General features: G+C 36.5%; 20 protein-coding genes. 3 read left to right on the forward strand and 17 right to left on the reverse strand.

The genetic code is table 11. The features are described from left to right. Nucleotide 1 precedes the first annotated feature (1 nt). From KKG99_00265 to KKG99_00275, 3 genes are all read left to right on the forward strand, one after another. Nucleotides 2–1,450, forward strand: coding sequence for a RagB/SusD family nutrient uptake outer membrane protein (locus KKG99_00265; GenBank protein ID MBU1011409.1), 1,449 nt, complete (start codon nt 2–4; stop codon nt 1,448–1,450). 291 nt (nt 1,451–1,741) lie between these two features. Beyond that, nucleotides 1,742–3,154, forward strand: coding sequence for a metallophosphoesterase (locus tag KKG99_00270; GenBank protein ID MBU1011410.1), 1,413 nt, complete (start codon nt 1,742–1,744; stop codon nt 3,152–3,154). A 280-nt stretch (nt 3,155–3,434) separates the two neighbouring features. After that, a complete protein-coding gene (locus KKG99_00275) occupies nt 3,435–4,181 on the forward strand; it encodes a hypothetical protein (protein MBU1011411.1) in 747 nt (248 codons plus the stop codon). Between the two features lie 27 nt (nt 4,182–4,208). Here the strand turns inward: KKG99_00275 and KKG99_00280 are convergent, their stop codons facing one another. The 17 genes from KKG99_00280 to KKG99_00360 all read right to left on the reverse strand — a co-directional run bounded on the left by KKG99_00280 (nt 4,209) and on the right by KKG99_00360 (nt 21,554). Then, on the reverse strand, nt 4,209–5,072 hold the full coding sequence (locus KKG99_00280; GenBank protein MBU1011412.1) for a protoheme IX farnesyltransferase: 864 nt from the start codon (nt 5,070–5,072) through the stop codon (nt 4,209–4,211). Beyond that, nucleotides 5,069–5,980, reverse strand: coding sequence for a cytochrome c oxidase subunit II (coxB, locus tag KKG99_00285; protein ID MBU1011413.1), 912 nt, complete (start codon nt 5,978–5,980; stop codon nt 5,069–5,071). Before coxB ends, KKG99_00280 begins: the two co-directional genes overlap by 4 nt. A 42-nt stretch (nt 5,981–6,022) precedes the next feature. Then, complete coding sequence (locus KKG99_00290) at nt 6,023–6,322, reverse strand: cytochrome C oxidase subunit IV family protein (GenBank protein MBU1011414.1); 300 nt, start codon at nt 6,320–6,322, stop codon at nt 6,023–6,025. Nucleotides 6,323–6,326: 4 nt separating this feature from the next. Further along, on the reverse strand, nt 6,327–6,947 hold the full coding sequence (locus tag KKG99_00295; GenBank protein MBU1011415.1) for a cytochrome c oxidase subunit 3 family protein: 621 nt from the start codon (nt 6,945–6,947) through the stop codon (nt 6,327–6,329). An 8-nt stretch (nt 6,948–6,955) separates the two neighbouring features. Next, the gene (gene ctaD / locus KKG99_00300; protein MBU1011416.1) at nt 6,956–8,557 is read right to left on the reverse strand and encodes a cytochrome c oxidase subunit I; all 1,602 of its coding nucleotides are present in this window, start codon (nt 8,555–8,557) and stop codon (nt 6,956–6,958) included. A gap of 5 nt (nt 8,558–8,562) precedes the next feature. Then, nucleotides 8,563–9,336: an SCO family protein gene (locus KKG99_00305; GenBank protein ID MBU1011417.1), complete on the reverse strand. Its 774-nt coding sequence runs from the start codon at nt 9,334–9,336 to the stop codon at nt 8,563–8,565. Nucleotides 9,337–9,624: 288 nt separating this feature from the next. Next, the gene (locus KKG99_00310) at nt 9,625–10,029 is read right to left on the reverse strand and encodes a hypothetical protein (GenBank protein ID MBU1011418.1); all 405 of its coding nucleotides are present in this window, start codon (nt 10,027–10,029) and stop codon (nt 9,625–9,627) included. 319 nt (nt 10,030–10,348) lie between these two features. After that, a complete protein-coding gene (locus KKG99_00315) occupies nt 10,349–12,286 on the reverse strand; it encodes an LruC domain-containing protein (protein MBU1011419.1) in 1,938 nt (645 codons plus the stop codon). Between the two features lie 255 nt (nt 12,287–12,541). Further along, on the reverse strand, nt 12,542–12,910 hold the full coding sequence (locus KKG99_00320) for a cytochrome c (GenBank protein MBU1011420.1): 369 nt from the start codon (nt 12,908–12,910) through the stop codon (nt 12,542–12,544). 156 nt (nt 12,911–13,066) lie between these two features. Continuing rightward, the gene (locus KKG99_00325) at nt 13,067–13,771 is read right to left on the reverse strand and encodes a sulfite exporter TauE/SafE family protein (protein ID MBU1011421.1); all 705 of its coding nucleotides are present in this window, start codon (nt 13,769–13,771) and stop codon (nt 13,067–13,069) included. 1 nt (nt 13,772) lies between these two features. Next, the gene (locus tag KKG99_00330) at nt 13,773–14,219 is read right to left on the reverse strand and encodes a FixH family protein (GenBank protein MBU1011422.1); all 447 of its coding nucleotides are present in this window, start codon (nt 14,217–14,219) and stop codon (nt 13,773–13,775) included. Between the two features lie 4 nt (nt 14,220–14,223). Beyond that, nucleotides 14,224–15,639 carry a cytochrome c oxidase accessory protein CcoG gene (ccoG, locus tag KKG99_00335; GenBank protein MBU1011423.1) on the reverse strand — a complete coding sequence of 472 codons (1,416 nt, stop codon included), beginning with the start codon at nt 15,637–15,639 and terminating at the stop codon, nt 14,224–14,226. An 11-nt stretch (nt 15,640–15,650) separates the two neighbouring features. Continuing rightward, nucleotides 15,651–16,244, reverse strand: coding sequence for a c-type cytochrome (locus KKG99_00340; GenBank protein MBU1011424.1), 594 nt, complete (start codon nt 16,242–16,244; stop codon nt 15,651–15,653). Nucleotides 16,245–16,378: 134 nt separating this feature from the next. Continuing rightward, complete coding sequence (locus KKG99_00345; protein MBU1011425.1) at nt 16,379–16,576, reverse strand: CcoQ/FixQ family Cbb3-type cytochrome c oxidase assembly chaperone; 198 nt, start codon at nt 16,574–16,576, stop codon at nt 16,379–16,381. Nucleotides 16,577–16,581: 5 nt separating this feature from the next. Continuing rightward, nucleotides 16,582–18,711, reverse strand: coding sequence for a cytochrome-c oxidase, cbb3-type subunit I (ccoN, locus tag KKG99_00350; protein ID MBU1011426.1), 2,130 nt, complete (start codon nt 18,709–18,711; stop codon nt 16,582–16,584). Further along, nucleotides 18,701–18,919 carry a cbb3-type cytochrome oxidase assembly protein CcoS gene (gene ccoS / locus KKG99_00355; GenBank protein MBU1011427.1) on the reverse strand — a complete coding sequence of 73 codons (219 nt, stop codon included), beginning with the start codon at nt 18,917–18,919 and terminating at the stop codon, nt 18,701–18,703. The genes ccoN and ccoS overlap by 11 nt, the downstream gene beginning before the upstream one ends. A 226-nt stretch (nt 18,920–19,145) precedes the next feature. Next, nucleotides 19,146–21,554: a heavy metal translocating P-type ATPase metal-binding domain-containing protein gene (locus KKG99_00360; GenBank protein ID MBU1011428.1), complete on the reverse strand. Its 2,409-nt coding sequence runs from the start codon at nt 21,552–21,554 to the stop codon at nt 19,146–19,148. Nucleotides 21,555–21,559: the final 5 nt, after the last annotated feature.

Raw genomic sequence — 21,559 nt, forward strand, 5'->3', positions numbered from 1 at the left:
TATGAAAAAAATATTATATATATTAATTACAGTACCTTTAATCTTCATCTCTTGTAGTAAAGATTGGGTTGATTTAAAACCAACCACACAGGTACTTTCGAACGAAGCGATAAAAAACATTCTGGATGCCGATTATGCCATCAATGGCATTTATTCAACATTTCAGAGTAATGAATATTATGGAGCCCGAATGCAATATTATGCCGATGTAACAGGTGATGATATGCAGGCAACAGGTACCAATAAAAGATCATCTGCCTATTATATGATGTATACTACTCCCGATAATGTGTATACTTCTTTATGGGCACTACCGTACCGGATAATGAGAAATGCGAATAACATACTGTCGCAAATTGATGGCTTGTCGGTAACCCCAACAGAAGCGGCCCAAAGAGATGATCTTAAAGGACAGGCTCTGGCTGTTAGGGCACTTGCTTTGTTCGATGTTACCAGGGTTTATGGTGCTACATATACAAAAGATAATGGAGCTTCTTTGGGCGCATGTATTGTTACACAACCAGTTACACCTGATTACCAACCGACCAGAAACACCGTTGCCGAATGTTATACTCAAATTATCAGTGATTTAACTACGGCTATCCCTTTATTGAAAGCGACCAAAAATGATGGGAAGATTAACAGATGGGCAGCCAAAACATTATTAAGCAGGGTTTATTTATACAAGGGAGATAATGCCAATGCGCTGACCCAGGCCGAAGAAGCAATTACAGGGGCGCAGGCGAACGGATACAGACTATGGACCAATGCTGAATATGGTTCATCTAGTGCAGCATGGAAAAGCAGGTTTACACCCGAAGTATTGTTCGAGGTAATAAACACAATAAGTGATAGAACCGGAAATGAAGGTATCGCTTATTTAATGTTTAGAGGAGGGTATAATGATATCGTTTTAACCAGTGATTTTCTGACTTTGCTTGAAGAAGATTCTCAGGATGTCAGACATTCAATTACCAAGCTGGAAACTTCAAGCAGTTCATTCAACAAAACCAGAAAAATTTATTTGCTTAAATACACGGGGCCAGATACGGATGTAAGAAACGCTAATATTCCTGTTTTACGTCTTTCTGAAGCTTATTTAAATGCTGCCGAGGCTGCTGTTAAAACCGGCAATAATGCTAAAGCAGTCACTTATCTGGATGCCATTGTAAAAAGGGCAAATCCGGCTAAAACTGTTGTCGGGACTACGGTTACACTGGAAAGGGTAATCAAGGAAAGAAGAAAAGAATTGGTTGGAGAAGGTCACCGACAATTTGATGCTTTAAGGAACAACGAAACCATTGTCAGACTTGGTGGCTGGCAAATTTCTAACCTTCCGGCTGAAGTAACTACTTATAACAGGGATTATTTTCATGCTATATTGCCAATTCCAAGATACGAGATTGACGCTAATCCCAACATTAAAAACCAACAAAATCCCGGATATTAAAATGTAAATTATTTGGAGGAAAATTAGATATAAAGAGACTGTCACCCTAAGAATAAAATTAATTCTTATGTGTCAGTCTCATATATCCTCAATTAATAGTCAAAGTTTTGGTGCTTCTAATTAGATGATTCCCAGAACGTAATTTGAAGTTTTTGGATTCTAATTTCAATAAGTTCTTATCATCTGAAATCTTACTAAATAGTAAATCTGAGATTCTGATATATTGCTCTTAGAAAGTAATGTAAAGCGCTCTTTTTGTTTAAAAATAGTTAAATAATAAATTTTGGTGAAATGATTCTTTTAATTTTTGTCAATAAAATTTCTTCAAATCTGAGGATGCTGATAGTATATTTTTGTTTGTTTATTGCAAACGTTACATTATATGGCAATATCGAAGGAATCCTTGATATGGATTTACTTTTAGAGAAAACTGAAGTTTTCAGTAGGGACACCTTACATAAAGCAGTAAAATTTGGGGATATTATGGTCGTAAAATCTTTGATTATACAGGGAATCGATCCTAATCATCCCGACAGTAATGGGTGGACTCCTTTAGATTATGCTAAAAAAAGGAACAAGGCAGATATAGAAAAATTTCTGATCGAGAATGGGGCCAAAACATTTGTAAAAGAACTTCCGGATATGTATGAAGGTCCACATGTTAGAATTATTAATTCCGGAAATATTGAAGTACTTTATCTGAAACACGATAGTTTGAATCGCAAATCTACCTTAATTCAGGAAAAACATTCATTCAGTGAATTTCCAATGAAAATTAATGGCTATTTAATTGAGCCTAAAGATTTTGATTTGCAAAATAAAACCATGATTCCAAAAAGCAGCTATTTGGATGCAAGAAAAATATTTGTCGTTGGCGATATCCATGGCGAATTCGATAGGGCTTTTAATCTTTTAAAAAACAATAAGATCATTGATAAAAATGGAAATTGGAACTGGGGCAAAGGTCATCTCGTTTTTGTGGGCGACATTTTTGATCGTGGTAATAAAGTGACAGAAACTTTATGGTTGATTTTTTCGCTCGAGAAACAAGCCGAAAAATCGGGTGGTAAAGTTCATCTACTCCTGGGTAACCATGAGCCAATGATATTTAATGATGACTTAAGATATATTACCGATGAATATTACTCGTTATGTGAAAATCTGGGACTTGACTATTCCGATCTCTTTAATAAAAACTCAGTTCTTGGACATTGGCTTCGACAAAAACCTGTTATGATAAAAATTAATCAATTTACTTTTATGCATGCAGGTGTTTCTCCCGAATTATTAGCAATGCAGTTAATCGCTGATTCAATAAATAAGTTTGTTTGGCAGTACCATAATGATATTGAAAATGAAAAAAACATAAAAACCCGACAATATTTACTTGGTAATGGAGGGGTGCTATGGTATCGGGGATTAATTCAAGATGACTCACGAAAAGACGTAATCAGTCATTTTACATTAAATCAAATATTAGCATTTTATAATACTAAGGCCTTAATTGTTGGACATACGGAAGTGGATTCGATTTCAGCGTTTTTTGATAAGAGGGTGATCGATGTAAATATCCCGAAGCGAAAGAAAGACATCAGAGAGCAAGGCCTCCTCATCAAAGGAGATAAATTATGGGTAGTTTATGATTCCCAAAAGAAGGAAAAATTTATAAATTATAAGTTATCATGTCCAAGATTTAAGTGGTAGTATTTTAAAATATTCAAAGCATATCAACATATCTATTGAAGAAATAGATAGGTTGTTATACATCCAACAATTGGTTAATAGGTTTGTAGTTCGTTTCCATGAGAGGTGATGACATTGTTCCGGTAAGCGAAACAGGGATGAATCATTGCCTCTCTATTTTTTGACTGAAGATTGCTTTTAAATCGATTTTCTAATTCAAAATTGGAATCGTTTTACGACCTTTGATTTATAATAACTGAATTATTTTGGTGTTAAAACATATAGAAATTCTTAGGATAGTATGAATAAATCGAATCTTGTTACAAAGCTAACCCATACTGTAAAATCGTTTGAATGTGGGCCCAATAGCGAATTGAGAATCAATAACCTGCTTTTGTTGTTTCAGGAAGCTGCTTATGTTAGTGCAGAAAATCTGGGTTTTGGTTATCATAGTTTACAAGAAAAGAATATGACCTGGGTTTTGGCCAGTGTAAAAATTAAGAGGATGCAATTCCCTAAATGGACAGAACCTATAAATATATCAACCTGGCCAAGCGGCCATAACAGATTGATTGGATTTCGGGAATTTTTGGTTACTGATAAGGATGATCAACATTTGATCTCTGCAACCAGCGAATGGCTAGCTATTGACTTAAATTCAAGAAAACCAATAAATATTAATGACTTTAAAATTGAGCTACCCGATCATGGTGTAAAAGCACTCGATGAAAAGTTGAGCAGATTAAACCCAAAACGATTTGGCGAGGGCCTGGAAATATTTGATGTGAATGTCCCTTTCAGTGCTATCGACGAAAACGGGCATGTAAACAATGCTGAATATGTAAAATGGTCGCTTGATGGATTAAGAATGGCAAATATAGAAATTGCAGGTATTTCCACTTTACAAATTTCTTTTATTTCTGAAGTGTTTGAAAAAGAAACCTGTAAAATCTTTTTTAAGCCAGATGAAGATGGCTCAAAACTGGTATGGGGAGTGAATGCAAAAAATAATGAGTATGTTTTTGCAATGAAAATTGAAAAAAAATAATATATAGCTTATTGGTAGGTATGACCTTTACTTTATCAAGTGATCAATCGTTAAAAAGATCATTACTGCCAACACAAAATAATTGATCCGCATAAAATAATAAAAGGGATTGAATTTTTTCTCTTTTCCCAATAATAATTTCATGAAAATTACAATCAACCAAATGCTTGCAATTAATAAACCGATGGTTACAGGCAATGATTTACTGATCCCGAAAAATGGAATCATCAAAGCTGAAATGGCTGTGGCAAATGTCCAAACAAAGGTGGTGTTTTTTAATTGTTGAGGGCTATAAATACTTGTGATTGAAGGATAACCTGCTTTTTTGTATTCTTCTCCGTATTTGAGCATGAGCAACCAAAAGTGTGGTACCTGCCATATAAAAAAGAAAAAGGCGATCATCAATGCTCTTGGATCGGTCAAACTTCCGCCACCGGCAACCCAACCAACAAGGGGGGGTAAGGAGCCAATCACAGAACCCGGAATAACGGCAAAAGCAGTTTTGCGCTTTAGAGGCGTATAAATGGCGTTGTACCAAATCATCGCTAATAATCCAAGTTGAAGGCCTAAAAAATTCGACCCGTAATAAATTAAATATGATCCGATAAATGTCATTACAAATGCAAACAAAAGTGCATGGGTTGAACTGATCCGCCCGGATGGAATGGGCCTGTTTCGCGTTCGGATCATCTTTTTATCCGCGTCAAATTCCTGATAATGATTTAGCGCTGAAGAGGCGCATGCAAGAATAAAAATCCCGATGGTCGGAACAATAAAACCAGCATCGAATTTTCCTCTGGCCAACACATAACCTGTGATGGTTGTAAGTGCAACGGCAAAGGTGATTTTAACTTTGCTGAGTTCGAGATAGATTCCTAATAATCGTTTCACTTTAGTGTTTTTAGGTATTCAATAATCTGATCCATATCTTCATCGCTTATGTTAGCTGAATAAGAAATCATCAAACCTGGGTTAAAACCTTTGGTAATATCTGCATTAGGTTCATTCAATGATCTGCGGATATAGTCACGATCAACCGTAATTTCCCGTTCAACACCATCGGTCATCACTATTTCAGTGCGTTCCCAAAGTCCCTTGAAGGTTGGGCCAATAATGGCTGAACCATCAGTTGAATGACAGCTTATGCAGGCATTTTGCTTTAAGAGTGCTAATCCGGGATGGTCGCGGCTCACGCCGAGTTCGTTGGCGTACCAATCATCATATTTATCCTGAGAATAGACTTCTAATTTTGAGAGCATGTAGGAATGACGTTCGCCACAATATTCGGCACAAAGAATGTCATAACTTCCTTCGGTTTGAGGAATGAACCACATATAGTTCTCTTTTCCGGGAACCACATCTTCTTTGATCCTAAATGCAGGAATATATAAACTGTGCAACACATCTTTTGAAATGAGTTCAAGTTTTACCGGTTTGTTTAGTGGGACAATTAAATTTTCTGAACGAGAACCATTCTCATATTCGAACGACCATGCCCACATTTGACCATGAGCCTTTACTACCATTGCATCTTTTGGTACGTTACGCATGGGTGTAAATCCGGCCCAACCATAATAAAACATAACAACGACCAGTATGGTGGGGATTACGGTCCATAAGATTTCAAGTTTACTGTTATCCTCAATATTGGTAGCTATCGGATTTCTTTTGCGACTGTAGCGAATCACAAAATAAATCATCACCACAGTAATACCAACCAGAAAAAAGATTGAAATTCCAAGTATAACTACTAGCGAGTCGTCAACTCCTTTTACAAAATTTGATGCTTCTGAAAACATATATTTCTATACTTTAATTCTTTAAATTGCTTATTAGGTTCTTTATCTCGATAAATAATCAAGTACGGTTAAAAGCATAAAACTGCTGAATAATAGTGTAATAATTAATAGCATTATCCGGTATATTTTAGGCTCAAATTTTAAGTGCATGTAATAGTAGGCTACCAGAATTGCCTTGGTAGTCGCAATAACCAGAGCTGTAACAACCGTCAATGTTATCAAGCTTGCATTAACTACGGAAACGGCAACGGTAAGTGCAGTAAGTAACATCAATCCCAACCAGGTGCCAAAATTTTCCTTATAACTTACAATATGCTGTTTTTCTTTTGTATGATCTTCCATAACGTTAATTTATCAGATAAAATAAGGGGAATAAATAAATCCAGATTAAATCAACCAGATGCCAGTACAATCCACTGTTTTCAAGCAAGGATATACGGTTGGCAGTGACTTTTTCTTCCTGGATGCCTTTAATAACAAAACCGATAAAAATGGCACCAACGATGATATGCAAGGCATGTAGTCCTGTCATAAAATAGTATAGGAAAAAGTATAATTTTTGACCAGTTTCCAATCCATTGTAATGTTCCATGCCTGGAAAAATGCCATGTTCGATTTTTATACTCCATTCAAAATATTTGTTAATTAAAAACGCAATTGCAAAGAGCAGGGTGATCCACAGAAGGTTAATGGCAAATTTTTCTTTCCCTTTTTGTAGGGCAGTTATGGCCATTGCTACCGTCATACTGGAAGTGATCAATATGATGGTATTGATGGTTCCCATAGTGATGTTCAACTCATAGGAAGCACGTAAGAAGGCATCAGCATTTATGGTTCGATAAACGAAGTAAACGATGAAGAGTCCACCGAAGAGCAGAATTTCTGTAAAAAGGAATAACCACATTCCAAGCTTGGAAGATTCGGGGTCGTAATTATGTCCTGAGTTTGGAAGAACAAAATGCGCCATAAGTATTTTTAGTTTTTGTAGTTATAAGGACCGCCTTCATTCAATTCTGGCTGTTTGTCAAAATTCTCGAGTGGGGGAGGTGACTTTGTTTGCCACTCCAAACTAATCGATCCCCAAGGATTGCGCCCTGCAGGAGCCCCATTTCTCATCCCATTTACTAAATTCAGAAGCATGGTGATCAACCCTATGGCCAAAATCCATGAGCCAACCGTAGATATGACGTTTAAATCTGTAAACTGAGGTAAGTAGTCGTAATATCTTCTGGGCATTCCCATCAAACCAAGGATTAACATTGGGAAATACAGCATGTTAAAACCTAAAACCAATAGGGCAAATGCAATTTTGGCAATTTTAATATTGTACATTCTTCCCCAAATTTTAGGAAACCAATAATGCATACCCCCAAACATGGCAAAACCTGTTCCACCAAACATGACGTAATGGAAATGTCCGACTACAAAATACGTATCGTGTAAATGAATATCAGCGGCAAGAGCGGCAAGTACAAGTCCTGTTAAGCCACCTATCATAAATTGAAAGATAAATGCCATGGCATAAAGCATGGGTGGTTGTAAGTCGATAGAACCTTTATACATGGTAGCTACCCAGTTGAATACTTTTATGGCAGTTGGAATTGCGACCATGAATGTGAGCACTGAAAATATGATTCTTGCCGGTCCGCTCATCCCGGAAGTAAACATGTGATGCCCCCACACAAAATAACCCACAAAAGCTATGGCCATACTTGAATAGGCAATGGCTTTATAACCAAAAATGGTTCGTCTGGCAAAAGTGGGTATGATTTCAGAAATAATCCCCATGGCAGGTAGTGCCATGATGTATACTGCCGGATGTGAGTAAATCCAGAATAAATGCTGATAAAGGATGGGATCACCACCGATAGCAGGATCAAATAAACCAACACCGAATGTCCTCTCTGCAACAATCATGAGTAAGGTAATCCCAATGATTGGGGTTGCAAGTAATTGTATCCATGATGTAGCATAAAGCGACCAGGCAAAAAGTGGCATTTGAAGCCAACCCATACCGGGTGCTCTAAGGCGGTGTATCGTGACAATGAAGTTTAGGCCCGTTAAAATTGAGGAGAACCCCAAAATAAACGCGGCCATTACCGACATGGTGACATTGGTACTTGTTTGAACACTATAAGGGGCATAAAAAGTCCAACCTGTATCAGCAGGACCATCTCCAAATACAAGTGTTGAGAGTGCGAAAAGTGCTCCTATCACATAAAGCCACCATGACATTAAATTTAGTTTTGGAAGTGCAACATCATCGGTACCCAACATAATAGGCAGGAAAAAATTCCCAAAAATAGCAGGGATGCTGGGGATGATAAATAAAAAGATCATGATGACCCCATGCAATGTAAAGGTTTGATTGTAGGTTTTTGCCTTCATGATGGTTTCACCGGGTGCGATGAGTTCTAATCGCATTAAAAGTCCGAGTACAACTCCAACAAGAAAGAACAAAATGACAGCATACAGATACATTAATCCAATTCGTTTATGGTCAAGCGAGAATAGCCAAGAAGTAAGTCCTTTTTTTACCTGAAAAAAATTCAGATCGGTTGATAGTGTTTCTGACATTTAAATTAAGCGTTTAGGGTTCTGTTTTTTTTATTTCGAATAACCAAAGTTCCAAATAGAGCCATGGCAAGAAGAAGAATAATACTCCCGGAAATTTTAGTTACGTTAAAAACATATTTTTTGCCTTCTGCATCATAACTAAAACAAAACTGTAGGACTTTGTTTATTGTAGGTCCGGATTTTCCTTGCTGTGCCTCAACTATCGCCATTTTTAAATCAAAGGGCAGAAAGTAAGTCCCGTGCAAGTATCGGGTGATTTTTCCTGCAGGACTCACTACCATGATTGCTGCCGGATGAATATATTCTTCACCTTCCTTTTTTACCTTGTAACCAAAGCTGTTTAAAAGCTGATCTATATTTTCATGATCGGCAGTAAAATACTTCCATCCGTTTTTTACATCTTTATTCGGCACGAGTTCTGAATATGAAGCTTTTTTCCCGACTGCTAATTCAGTTCCTTCGCTTGGGTCGAAACTGATGGTCAATACCTGATATTCGCTTCCTAAATCCAGGCTCGTTCGGCTAATCACCTGTGATATCCCTTCTAATAAAGGACTGCATAAGCCCGGACATTCATAATAAACAAATGATATAACTGTAGGTTTATCAATGATATTTTGCAAAAGAACGGTATTTCCGCTTTCGTCAATTATTGAGATATTGGGTGGTAAAAAATCGTTTAGTTTTTCATATAATCCCAGTTCCTCGCCATATAACTTTGAAAACGATAGGAAAAGTAGGATAAAAGTCAATATTCTTAATGATTTTTTGATTTTCATAAATGAAGTAATTAGGATAAGTAACTGTTTGTCAAAAAATAATGCTGCTAATTTAGAATAATTATAAATAAAAAACAAAAAATGTTCATTATTAATGATAAAATTTATGATTGCCGAGCACGCAATAATGAATTATGAAATAGAAGACAATTTGTTAAAATGTACGGGATTTAAAGATATTAATAAGTATTTATACTGCAGATTTGCAGAATTATAGGTATTGTATTGCCATCGGATGTTGGTTGAGTTCAATAATGAAATTTCATATAACCAGTGACAATTTATTTGTCATTTCCTTTTTACTAGAATAATACCGTATTCTTTCTCAATAAATTGAAAGTATTGATAGAGTTTAAAATTTAAATCGATCCCATAATCAATATTGGGTTGGTAATCGATCTGGGTCTCATAAAAATCCCCATATTTTAGTGGATTGAGTGCTCGTGCATTCCACTCTGAAACATAAAGCACATTCCAGTTTTTATAATATTCGTTCCCATAAAATTCTTTCGAATAGGGTAACGTTGCCAGAAATGTTTCAAATCCGGGTTCAAATACAAGTAAATCGTATTCAACACTATCAATCTCCTGTTTGGTTTCCAACTGCAGCTTTTTATGTTTTTCTTTGTTTTGCGGATCGGGATTCATCATGAATATGATTGAAAAGCCCAATATGTATGTAATTGTTTTCATCTGTTAATAATTTAAATTAAACTTGCCTGCTGCAAGCAAGTTGGTCGGATGCCTGCCTGTCGGCAGACAGGGAACTCACAGCTGAGATTTTCATCCTTGTTTGTGCTAATCGAACATGCTCGTTTCATAGCCAAATAATTATAATTATACTCTTATATACAAATAACATTCTCTTTTTCAAGGTATAAAGTTACGAATTAGGTGTGGCATATGTCAATGATTAAAAAGAGATAAATTAAATGATAGAAGATTTTGACTTAATGACAAAAAAAAGCCCCTCCACATGTAGCGAAAGGGCTTTCTAAAACTTAACTTATTATTAATTAGGATTGTAAATATAATTGCTATTCCTGTATCCTGAGTTATTTAAGTACCAATCATCATACAAGGCTCCACTACTTTCTGCCCATTCGGCAAATTTCAAGTAGGCTAGTACGATTTCACGCTTTTCATAAGGATATTCGAACACTTCGGGGATATTTATTGCCCAAGGTAAATTATTTTCTGATTTGTAATAGCGATTTGTTGCAACATCGCTATCATCATTAAAGGTACTAAAAAATGCATTGTTAGCAAGTGAAGTAGGAGGATAGTCGGGTAAATGAACTTCTCTTCCACGAACTTTATTAACTACAATAAACGGATTGAAATTACCAATATTTAAATTATTATAACTTACGGCACCTCCACTTGCAAATGAACCATTTGCAAAGAAAACCATATTAACAACAATGGTATCCGGAGTCACATATGGTGCATTTTCAACCGTGTTCACTCCAATTCCTGAACCGGGGTGAGTCATTATTCTATATGAATCGTCATAAACTATAACCGTAGCCTTACTTTGATTCTGTTCAAGCCCATTTGACGCTAAAGAGAAGATTCCACCTGAAGCGATGTCTTGACCTGTTACACTTATTATTTGATTGTTGTTAACATTAGGTAGTTGAAATCCAAAAGCATTATGAAAGGATGCTCCGAATGCATGAACAATGAATGTTGAAGCAATATTTAATACCCGATCCTGATTATCTTTTGTTACCACAAAATTATAGGAGATAACGAGGTCGTTAAAATCATAATCACCTTTTGATGGCCAAAGATCTTCATATGCAAGTGTCCCTTTAGAGGTTGTAGTTGTATTATTGTTTCCCGGATCATCACCCGGATCATCACCCGGATCAACCGGCTCTATTTCTCCACAAAGCGATAAGTTGTTTTTGTTGTATCCTTTAACAATTTTGAAAGATCCATAAGTATCTCCAATTGCAATATCAACAGAGCAACTGGTATGGATTGATGTATTTTCACTTTCATTTACATAAATGAAAAGTGAATTATTTAACCTACCATCATTGCCGTCCCCGGTAAAGGTAAATTCTTCGTTTGGATCAACTATACCACTAAATGAGGTGACCCATTGTGAACCTTGTTTTGATATTACTTTTATATTTGCTGTTGTGCTGCCGGTGTATCTTAAAGTTAATGATACCAATCCACCCTCGCATCCACATTCGTTTGGTGCATCACATAATGGAATTTGATTATCGCTGGTTCCTGAAATAATGCTAAAAACATCAAAATTATCACCTACATAAAGATTATACTTACAATCTACCTGCATGGACGATTTCTTAGTTCCATTTACATAAAAATAGATTATCTTATCCATTTTACCGGTACTCTTTGATCCTGTAAAACTAAATGTTCCGCCAGGTTGCACAGTATTTTCGAATATAACAACACTGTTTTTATTTTCTACAACTTTAATCGTGGCTGAAGAACTGCCGTTATATTTCATGGTTAAGGTTTGTAAGCCCCCTTCGCATCCACAATTAACCGCATTTGTGCTTTTTAAATCAAGATTGTAATCATATGATAAAACATTGCTGAACCCAAGTAATATAGGTACATATCTGTTGTTGTACCCATAATAAATGACAGCAGTACTTAAATATGAAGGAGTTGTAATAGTAGTACTAACCGTATTTGTTGTAGCGTTACCATAGCCAATATATAATAGTTGCTCCAAATTTTCGGTGTATATTCTTACTACTTCTGATGGGTTATTCACAGGAAGCGTAAGAGAAATGGTAACTGTTTTTGTAGTCTTCCAATCAAAGTTTTTGGCTACCACTAGGTTTTCCATTAATTTTGAATCAGTTTGACTTTCATCCGAATCAGGCCACTTTCTGCAAGACCCAAGTGTGAACATGATGATGATCACAATTCCCAGTAAATACCTTAAACTTTTCATAGCAATAATTTTATAGTTTCAGTAATATAGTCAATCAGTATGCCAATAATTAAATATGTTTATAACTGATACATATTTAAGTGATTATGATTTTTTTATTGAGATAATACAGAATGGTTTATATCCAAATATGATTTTTTATTCTCAAAATGGGAATTACATAATCATATCACCCAAAAGCAAAATTAATGAATTAAAAACCTAATGCTATAGGTATTTCGCCTAAGATATCAGAAGTGGAATGTTAATTAGTTATTAGCGGGGATTGATTACAATATTTTTTACATCATCAAGAGTAACTGTGCCACCTTTATTTCCCCATGCATTGAGCACGTAGTTTATTACTGCAACAGCATCTTCTTTGGTATTAACCTGAGGTGTCATGGGAGCATTGTAGGTTACACCATTTACAACCATCGGGATATGAGAGCCATTCAGTGTTTGAGTAACAGCACGTACTTTGTCTTTAAAAAGATAATCTGAATTTTTTAAAGGAGGAAAAGCTCCGGTTATGCCTTCGCCATTGGCCATATGGCAAATGATACATTTTTCTTTATAAATTTTTGCCCCTTTTGGGTATTTTGCATCGGCCGGATCAGCAGCCTGTTGAGGGCCCATTGTCATTTCTGAGTCTGAATTCAATGTGTTTGAAATCCTCCCGAATGAATTTAGTGTGATAAATCCAATTGCTATTAATATTATGATTATGATATTTTTAGTTTTCATCTGTTTATGTTTTATGTTTGAATTATAATGTAAAATTAATATAAAGTATTTTGACTAATGCATCATTTTCATTTCGGTATTATTTGTCTTGTTAAGTTTTGGGCTGATGTATTTTATGCCCAGGTTCATTCCCCTAAGAATAAATAATATTCCAATGATCACAATAAATACCGGGATAAATTTTCTTATTCTGTTTCTGAAGCGTGTACTGATTATATTCCCAATTAATGAAACACTTAACATCACCGGAAGGGTTCCTAACCCGAAGATAACCATGTACATAGCCCCATTTAATACCTCGCCGGTCGCAACTGCACCTGCTATGGCCATATAAACCAGACCACAAGGAAGAAATCCGTTCAATAATCCTATTAAAAAGAGCGAATTATAAGAATGGTTTTTAAAAAGATCACTGAATGCCTTTTTCAATCCGCTCACTAATTTGTTTATCAGTCCATCCAATTGTGCCCTGTTTCTGAGAACTACTGGGAATAGGACCGAGATGATCATGATGGCTCCCATTACGATTGATACCCATTGCTGTAATCCTGCCAATTTAAATCCTTTGCCAAGTAAACCAAAGAAAACCCCCATCAAGCCATAGGTAAATGCCCGGCCGATATTATAAATAAATGCACCTAAAATTTTAGATATCCAATTTGAATGTGTCAAGGGAAGGGCAATGGCTATGGGGCCGCACATTCCGATACAATGAAAACTCCCTATCAAACCTAAAGTTAATGCTGCTAATAATTCCATATCATAAGATTATTGTTAATTCCTGATAAAATGATTCGCTTTGATAGGTCCAGTCAACTTTTACAATATACTTGCCCTTAAGTAATTTGTCAGCTTTAATGGTTTGTGAGTTAAGTGAGTCGAGAATTATTTTGAATGTCATGTCCGAACGCGCATCAGATGGCCGGTAAATATATATTTCTCCTTCAATATCATTCTGTTTTTGACTTGAAGGAAAACTAAACCATAATTCTTTGTTGTTTTGAATCAAGCGAATTTCCTCGCCCAGTTTTTGTAAATTTTTGCGCTTTTCAATTTGTTTTTCGTAAGTCAGTTCTTTTGGATAATAATCATCTTCAACCAGATCATTATTTTGCATGAATGCAAAATATACAAACGAAAAAATGGCAATAAAAAATAGTACTAAAAATATAAAAATCCCTGTTCCCCAATTAAACCTTTTTTGCATGTTTTTATTTGTTTGGTCCGATAAAGGTTGTTTTTATTTGCTCGATCATTTGGCCATTGCCAAATATTCCAATCTCAATATCTGTTTCCTGATTATCAATTTCATTGCTTTTGAAATTGATGAAAAAAACAGATTCTCCAATAGTTTGCGCTTTTACTTTTGTAAAATCCCCAATCATTGTAATTTCTCCGTTGTGCGACAATAACCTAATTTCGATGGGCACATCAACATTGGTTTTGTTGACCATTTTAATATTATAAAGATTACTGATCCTGCCATCGGGTTGTTCCTGATACAGCATACCCGGGGCACGTAAAATAATCGTTTCAACACTTGTACGTGTATTGAACAAATATACAATCAGTGCCAAAAGGATCACCAAGACTGCAGAATATGCGATTGAACGCGCATTTGGCTTCCATTTCTGTGATTCGGCAATCATTTTTTCCGAAGCATATCGGATCAAGCCACGTGGTTGTTCTACTGCATCCATCATGCTATTGCATGCATCAATGCAGGCCGTGCAGTTGATACACTCCAATTGGGTCCCATTTCTGATGTCGATTCCGGTTGGGCAAACCTGAACACATTGCTTACAATTAATGCAATCGCCCTTGTCATTCTTCTTGCGATCTTCTCCTTTGAAAAAGGTACCTTTGGGTTCGCCCCGCTTATAATCATAGGCTACTACAATTGAATTTTTATCGAGCAATACACCTTGAAGTCTGCCGTAAGGACAAACAACTGTACAGACTTGTTCGCGGAAATGCGCAAAAATGAAATAAAAAACCCCTGAGAATATTAGCATAGCTGCCAGTCCATTCAGGTGCTCCAAAGGATTTCCGAGTATGATTAATTTTAAATTCTCGATGCCAATAATATAGGCCAAAAAAGTATTTCCAATTATAAATGAAATCAGGTAAAAAATTAAATGTTTTGTAGTTTTCCTCCAAATTCTATTAAAACCCCAAGCCTGTTCACTTAATATTTTCTGATTTCTTGTATTCCCTTCAATCAGGTATTCTATTTTTCGAAACACAAATTCCATAAAAATAGTTTGCGGACAGGTCCATCCGCACCAAACCCTACCATAAGTGGTTGTAAATAATATAATGAAAACAAAAAGAGAAAGCATAGCCAGAAAAAAGAGATGAAAGTCCTGGGGCCAAAATTGCATCCCTAAAATGATAATTTTCCGTTCAATAAAATTTAGTAAGAGAACAGGATTTCCATTAATCTTTAAAAATGGTCCTGCAAATAAGAATATTAATAAAACCACCTCAACAATCGTACGGTAACTGGTAAGTTTTCCCTTTGGGTTTTTTGCATAAACCCACAGCCGTTTTCCTTTATTGTCGATGGTTGCGAGGTGGTCCCTAAAGGAGGGTTCATCTGGTTTATCGCGTTTAAATTGTACCATGACCAATTTGATTAACGTACATATTTTTCGCCTTGTGCTGCTTTTTGATTTGGAGGATTTGTTCCTTCAAGATTATAGATAAAACTAGCAACTTGCTGGATTTGAACCGGTGTTAATTGATCTTTCCATGAAATCATTCCCATAGATGGGTTTCCAATTTTAATGATTTTAAAAATATCCCCAATGCTCCCACCATGTATCCAATATTCGTCTGTTAGATTTGGGCCAACCAAACCTTCACCATTTGAGAGATGGCACACCAAACATAGTTTGTCGTAAATAACTTTCCCTTCTGCTAAACCGGCTTCATCGGTCAGCACTTCTACGTTGGTTTCATCGAGTACCTTAGTTCTTCGGCTATCCATGATTCTTGCTGCTTCACTCATTTCGTTTTCATATTCTTCCGCCTGCGAAATACCGGTGTACATCACCTCGTAACGAACATAGTAAATGGCCGCAAATACAATGGTTAGATAAAAAAGCCAAAGCCACCATTTTGGCATTGGGTTGTTCAACTCTTGGATGCCATCATAATCGTGACCTGATAAAAGTTCATCACCGGTTAGTTCATCTTTTTCGAGTTCGTGTTCATTATTGGTTGTCATCTGTTAAAATTTTAGATAAAAAATTCAAGTATCAACCTGCATGCAGCAGGCAGGGACACAAGAAAGGTTTTATTCGTTGTTTTTCTTCTTATTCATTCAATACAATAGTCAAATATGTATCCTTAGCAAATTTTCTAATGAGCATCTTCATTCCCATCCCTAATCATGCCATCATCAAAAGGAATTTGATTCATATCCTGAATATCTTCTTTGCTGATTTTTAATGCCCAAATAGTAATAGTAATAAACATACTTAAGAAAATGATCAAGGTGATAATCGGATAAATTGCGATTCCATCAATTGATTGTAAATAATGACTTACGATTTTCATAATTCTTATTTTTTACTGATATCTGTTCCTAAACGATGAAGGTAAGCTATCAAAGCAATGATTTCTTTGTTGTTTTGAGTTTCAACTCCACCGTTTCTTAGATTTTCGACAATCGCATCGGCCTGTTTTAAAAGTTCGTCTTTTGCAATGTCGGCATACCCTTCAGTATAAGGTACCCCAAGTTTTTGCATTACTCTTATCTTTTTATCGATGACCGATAAATCCAAATCATTTGTCAGGAGCCATGGATATGCGGGCATGATCGATTGTGGACTCACAAGCTGTGGATCTTTCATGTGGTTATAATGCCATGATGCAGGTTTATACATTTTACCGGTAACCACACCTTCGCGAGCCAAATCAGGTCCTGTTCGTTTCGAGCCCCATTGAAATGGGCGATCATAAACAAATTCACCAGCCTTGGAGTATTCGCCATAACGCTCTGTTTCCGACCTAAACGGTCGAACCATTTGTGAATGGCAGGTATAACAACCCTCGCGAACATAAATATCACGTCCTTCTAATTCAAGCGGAGTATAAGGCTGTACACTTGAAATGGTTGGGATATTGGACTTAATTAAATAAGTTGGTACCACTTCAATAACGCCACCAATCAGAATTGCCAATAAAGCCAGAAGCATAAATTGAATTGGTCTTCTTTCCAACCATCGATGAAAACCTTCACCTTGCTGGCGTCTGAGGCCTATCTTTTCACGAGCGGGAGCTTCAGCAGCTTCCTCTTTAACAAAATTCCCCGAATTTACAGTCCTAAATATGTTATATACAAAGAGAAAAGCTCCTGAAATATATAGGGTACCTCCCAAAATTCGGGCATGGTACATTGGTATAATTTGGGTTACCGTTTCAAGGAAATTAGGATATTTCAGGAACCCATCAGCTGTAAATTCTTTCCACATTAAAGCTTGTGTTACTGCACCCCAATATAGTGGAATGGCATAAAATAAAATCCCTAATGTGCCAAGCCAGAAGTGAGTATTGGCCAATTTTTTCGAGTAGAGTTTCGTGTCGAAAATGCGTGGGATCAGCCAGTAAATAATCCCGAAAGTCATAAATCCATTCCAGCCTAAGGCAGCAATATGAACATGTGCGATGGTCCAGTCGGTAAAGTGTGTAATAGCGTTTACGGATTTTAACGACATCATAGGACCTTCAAAAGTTGATAAACCGTAAGCTGTTACGGCAACTACCAAAAATTTCAATATTGGGTCTTCACGAACACGATCCCAGGCACCGCGCAATGTAAGTAAGCCATTGAGCATTCCGCCCCACGATGGTGCGATCAGCATAATTGAAAAAACAACCCCAAGTGCTTGCGTCCAATCTGGCAAGGATGAATATAAAAGGTGATGTGGGCCGGCCCAGATATATAAGAAAATCAAGGCCCAGAAATGGATAATTGAAAGTTTATAAGAATAAATGGGGCGATTGGCAGCCTTTGGTAAAAAATAATACATCAACCCCAAATATGGGGTTGTCAGGAAAAACGCAACTGCATTATGTCCGTACCACCATTGTACGAGCGCATCCTGAACCCCGGCATACAATGAATAGCTTTTCCAAAAAGTAACAGGAATTGCAAAAGAGTTAACAATATGCAGGACCGCCACTGTAACAAAAGTGGCAATGTAAAACCAAATGGCAACATAAATATGTCCCGTTCTTCTCTTGATAATGGTACCCATCATGTTCCAACCAAAAACAACCCAGATAATTGCGATGGCTATATCCAAGGGCCATTCCAATTCAGCATATTCCTTACTTGTTGTGAACCCTAAAACCAGTGTAGTTGCTGCTGCTAGTATAATAAGTTGCCATCCCCAGAAGTGAATGTAACTAAGCATATCACTATACATCCGCGCTTTGGTAAGGCGCTGAAGGGAATAATAAATCCCCATAAAAATTCCATTGCCTACAAATGCAAATATTACCGCGTTGGTATGCACGGGTCTGATCCTTCCGAAAGTGGTGTAAGCAAGATCAAATGAGAGGGCCGGCCATACCATTTGCAATGCTGCCAATAATCCTACAAGCATTCCGATAATACCCCACAAGATGGTGGCATAAGCAAAATACTTTACAATCCGGTTGTCGTAATAGAATTTTTCAATTTCCATGTTCTGTATTTTTAGTTTTATGATCGGGTGTTTCTTTTGTTTCTTCCACTGGCTCTTCTTGTTTTTTAGGCTTGTCGTCAAATAAAATTCGAATGGATGGGGTATAATCATCTTCGTATTGGCCACTTTTAACCGACCATATAAACGCGATTAAAAATCCTGCGGCTACCAACAGACTGAAACCAATTAATACAAATAATGCACTCATCTTATTAAACAAAAATATCAAGCTTTTTAACGATATCAAAAAAGTAATCAAGTAAATGTTTACCAAAATAATAATTTAGAGTTATTCCAGATAAGAATTGTTTGGAAGTGATTGGAATAGTGCACTTAATTGCTTTTTTACATCTCACAATCATAAAGATAATCAATAATTAAATCAAGCCATAAATTTGATTAGATAATTCAGCGTTATTGAGGTGTGCGAAATTTTAGTCGAATATAATTTTTCTTGATCCGGCGAGGGTTCTTATTCTCAGTGTTATGAAAGCAACTACGGTCACAGAGCTAAGAGGCATTAAGATGGCAGAAAGAATAGGAGTTAATAAACCCTCAGCTGCAAAGGAAATCCCAAAAATATTGTAGAGAAAGGAAATTAAAAAACTCCATTTGATTATATTCATGGCGGTTTTTGAAAATGCAATAAATTTGAATAATTCAGAAAATTTATTTGCTTCCAAAATGGCATCACAGGCAGGGGAGAAGTGATAAATATTATCGGCAATAGAAATGCCCACATGACTTTCATTCAATGCACCGGCATCATTTAATCCATCCCCGATCATCAAAATATGTTTTCCTTTGGATTTGAGAAGTTTTACATAGTTGAGCTTGTCAGTTGGGGATTGGTTAAAATGCATACTGTTTTCGTCTTCAAAAAGATGCAGCAATTTTTCTCTTTCTGCATCGTTATCGCCCGAAAGCAGGTGCAATTGATGATTGGGTTTTAGTTGCCGGATCACTTCTTCAAGGCCATTCCTGTATTTATTGTTTATTTGAAAGAATCCTTTCTGGATTCCATCAATCGATACATAAACCCTGCTAGAATAAGTCGATTGATTTTTGGTTTTTCCCGTTACAAATTTTTCTGAACCAATCTTAATTTCCTGGTGATTAATTATGGCACTGATTCCTTCGGAAGGAATTTCATCAAAACTTATAATTTCTTCTAAAAGCGGATGGCTTAGACTTTTGTAAATAGCCAAACTCATTGGATGCGAGGATTGACGAACGGCAGATTTAACAAGTGAATATTCGTTATCTTTAAGCTCTAACTGATCAGCATTAACCATAAATTCATCATTCCGGGTTAAGGTCCCGGTCTTATCAAAAACGATGGTGTCAATACGCGTAAGTTGTTCAACAATATCCGTTTTTTTGAGATAAAAACCTGCACGACCGAAGATGCGCATGGTACTTCCGAAGGCAAAAGGCAACGTGAGCGCCAATGCACAGGGACATGCCACAATCAATACAGAAGTAAAAGCGTTCATTGCAATATTTTGATCAATAATGAGCCAGTAAATCCCACTCATGAGGGCGATCAAAATGATGGCCAGAGTGAAGTAACGACTGACATTATCTATGATAGAATTTAGTTTCGATCCTTCCTTTTCAAGGCCGATTTCCTGATTCCATAATTCAGTCAGGTAGCTTTGCGATATTTCTTTTTCGACCATTAATTCAATGGCTTCTCCGACCTGTCGTCCACCTGCATAAATCAAACTTTTTAAACTTTTCGAAACGGGATTTGATTCTCCGCTTACAAAGCTGTAATCGATATTGGCTTTGCCTTTTAGTAAAATGGAATCGGCCGGAATGATTTCACGGTTTCGGACGATCAATCGTTGACCGATTTTGAGTTCTTTTAACGGAACGGCTCTCTCCTGTTCATTCTTATCAATAACTGTAACAGCGACAGGGAAATATGATTTATAATTTCTCTCAAAAGATAAGGCCTGATAAGTTTTATTCTGATACCATTTTCCGATAAGCAGAAAAAACACCAGACCCGAAAGAGAGTCAAGATATCCGACATCAAGTTGAAAAATTATTTCATAAGCACTGCGCAGAAATAAAACAGAAATTCCCAAAGCGATTGGAATATCAATATTGATAATCTTCTTTTTAAGACTTTTAAAAGAGGATACATAATAATCGGTGGCAGCGTAAAATACCACCGGCAAAGAAAGAATGAGCATTAACCAGGCGAATGAATTACGATATGATTGCTCAAGCGTATCGTTAAAATTTACGTACTCCGGAAAACTGAGCAACATAATATTCCCAAAGGCAAAACCGGCGACACCAAGTTTGTAGTATATTTTCCTGTCCGCTGTTTTTTCGTTTTTTTTCTGAAGATCATTCAGTGTAATTCTGGGCTCATAATTTATCGAGGCCATTAATTCGACAAGTTGACGAAGGCTAATTACCGTATCACGGAATGTGATTCGAGCTTCTTTCTTAACAAAATTGACCGAAGATAATATCACTCCGGCATTCAAGCGATTCAGATTTTCGAGTAACCAGATACAGGAACTGCAATGAATTGAGGGGATGAAAAAAGTGACTTTACTTACTCCCGAATCTGAAAAATCGAGTAATTCTTTTTTGATATCATCCAAGTCGAGGTAAGCAAATTTATTGCCCAATTCAGGATTTATATTTTTGGTCCCTGGTTTATCTTCGATAGCATAATACTCACAGGCATCGCTATCCTTCAAGATTTCATATACTGATTTACACCCATTACAACAGAAGGGTTTATCCTCGTATATGATGGGATGCGATCCGCAATCATCTCCGCAATGGAAACATGTGAAATTCTCTGATTTAGCCAATTTAC

It is taken from the genome of Bacteroidota bacterium, assembly GCA_018816945.1.
In the GTDB taxonomy this organism is placed as follows: domain Bacteria; phylum Bacteroidota; class Bacteroidia; order Bacteroidales.

Bases quoted from the DNA above. Each gene is read 5' to 3' on its own strand.
- KKG99_00265 (MBU1011409.1), top strand. From the start codon at position 2: ATGAAAAAAATATTATATATATTAATTACAGTACCTTTAATCTTCATC.
- KKG99_00270 (MBU1011410.1), top strand. From the start codon at position 1,742: ATGATTCTTTTAATTTTTGTCAATAAAATTTCTTCAAATCTGAGGATG.
- KKG99_00275 (MBU1011411.1), top strand. From the start codon at position 3,435: ATGAATAAATCGAATCTTGTTACAAAGCTAACCCATACTGTAAAATCG.
- coxB (MBU1011413.1), bottom strand. From the start codon at position 5,980: ATGTTTTCAGAAGCATCAAATTTTGTAAAAGGAGTTGACGACTCGCTA.
- KKG99_00290 (MBU1011414.1), bottom strand. From the start codon at position 6,322: ATGGAAGATCATACAAAAGAAAAACAGCATATTGTAAGTTATAAGGAA.
- KKG99_00295 (MBU1011415.1), bottom strand. From the start codon at position 6,947: ATGGCGCATTTTGTTCTTCCAAACTCAGGACATAATTACGACCCCGAA.
- ctaD (MBU1011416.1), bottom strand. From the start codon at position 8,557: ATGTCAGAAACACTATCAACCGATCTGAATTTTTTTCAGGTAAAAAAA.
- KKG99_00305 (MBU1011417.1), bottom strand. From the start codon at position 9,336: ATGAAAATCAAAAAATCATTAAGAATATTGACTTTTATCCTACTTTTC.
- KKG99_00310 (MBU1011418.1), bottom strand. From the start codon at position 10,029: ATGAAAACAATTACATACATATTGGGCTTTTCAATCATATTCATGATG.
- KKG99_00315 (MBU1011419.1), bottom strand. From the start codon at position 12,286: ATGAAAAGTTTAAGGTATTTACTGGGAATTGTGATCATCATCATGTTC.
- KKG99_00320 (MBU1011420.1), bottom strand. From the start codon at position 12,910: ATGACAATGGGCCCTCAACAGGCTGCTGATCCGGCCGATGCAAAATAC.
- KKG99_00325 (MBU1011421.1), bottom strand. From the start codon at position 13,771: ATGGAATTATTAGCAGCATTAACTTTAGGTTTGATAGGGAGTTTTCAT.
- KKG99_00330 (MBU1011422.1), bottom strand. From the start codon at position 14,219: ATGCAAAAAAGGTTTAATTGGGGAACAGGGATTTTTATATTTTTAGTA.
- ccoG (MBU1011423.1), bottom strand. From the start codon at position 15,639: ATGGTACAATTTAAACGCGATAAACCAGATGAACCCTCCTTTAGGGAC.
- KKG99_00340 (MBU1011424.1), bottom strand. From the start codon at position 16,244: ATGACAACCAATAATGAACACGAACTCGAAAAAGATGAACTAACCGGT.
- KKG99_00345 (MBU1011425.1), bottom strand. From the start codon at position 16,576: ATGAAAATCGTAAGTCATTATTTACAATCAATTGATGGAATCGCAATT.
- ccoN (MBU1011426.1), bottom strand. From the start codon at position 18,711: ATGGAAATTGAAAAATTCTATTACGACAACCGGATTGTAAAGTATTTT.
- ccoS (MBU1011427.1), bottom strand. From the start codon at position 18,919: ATGAGTGCATTATTTGTATTAATTGGTTTCAGTCTGTTGGTAGCCGCA.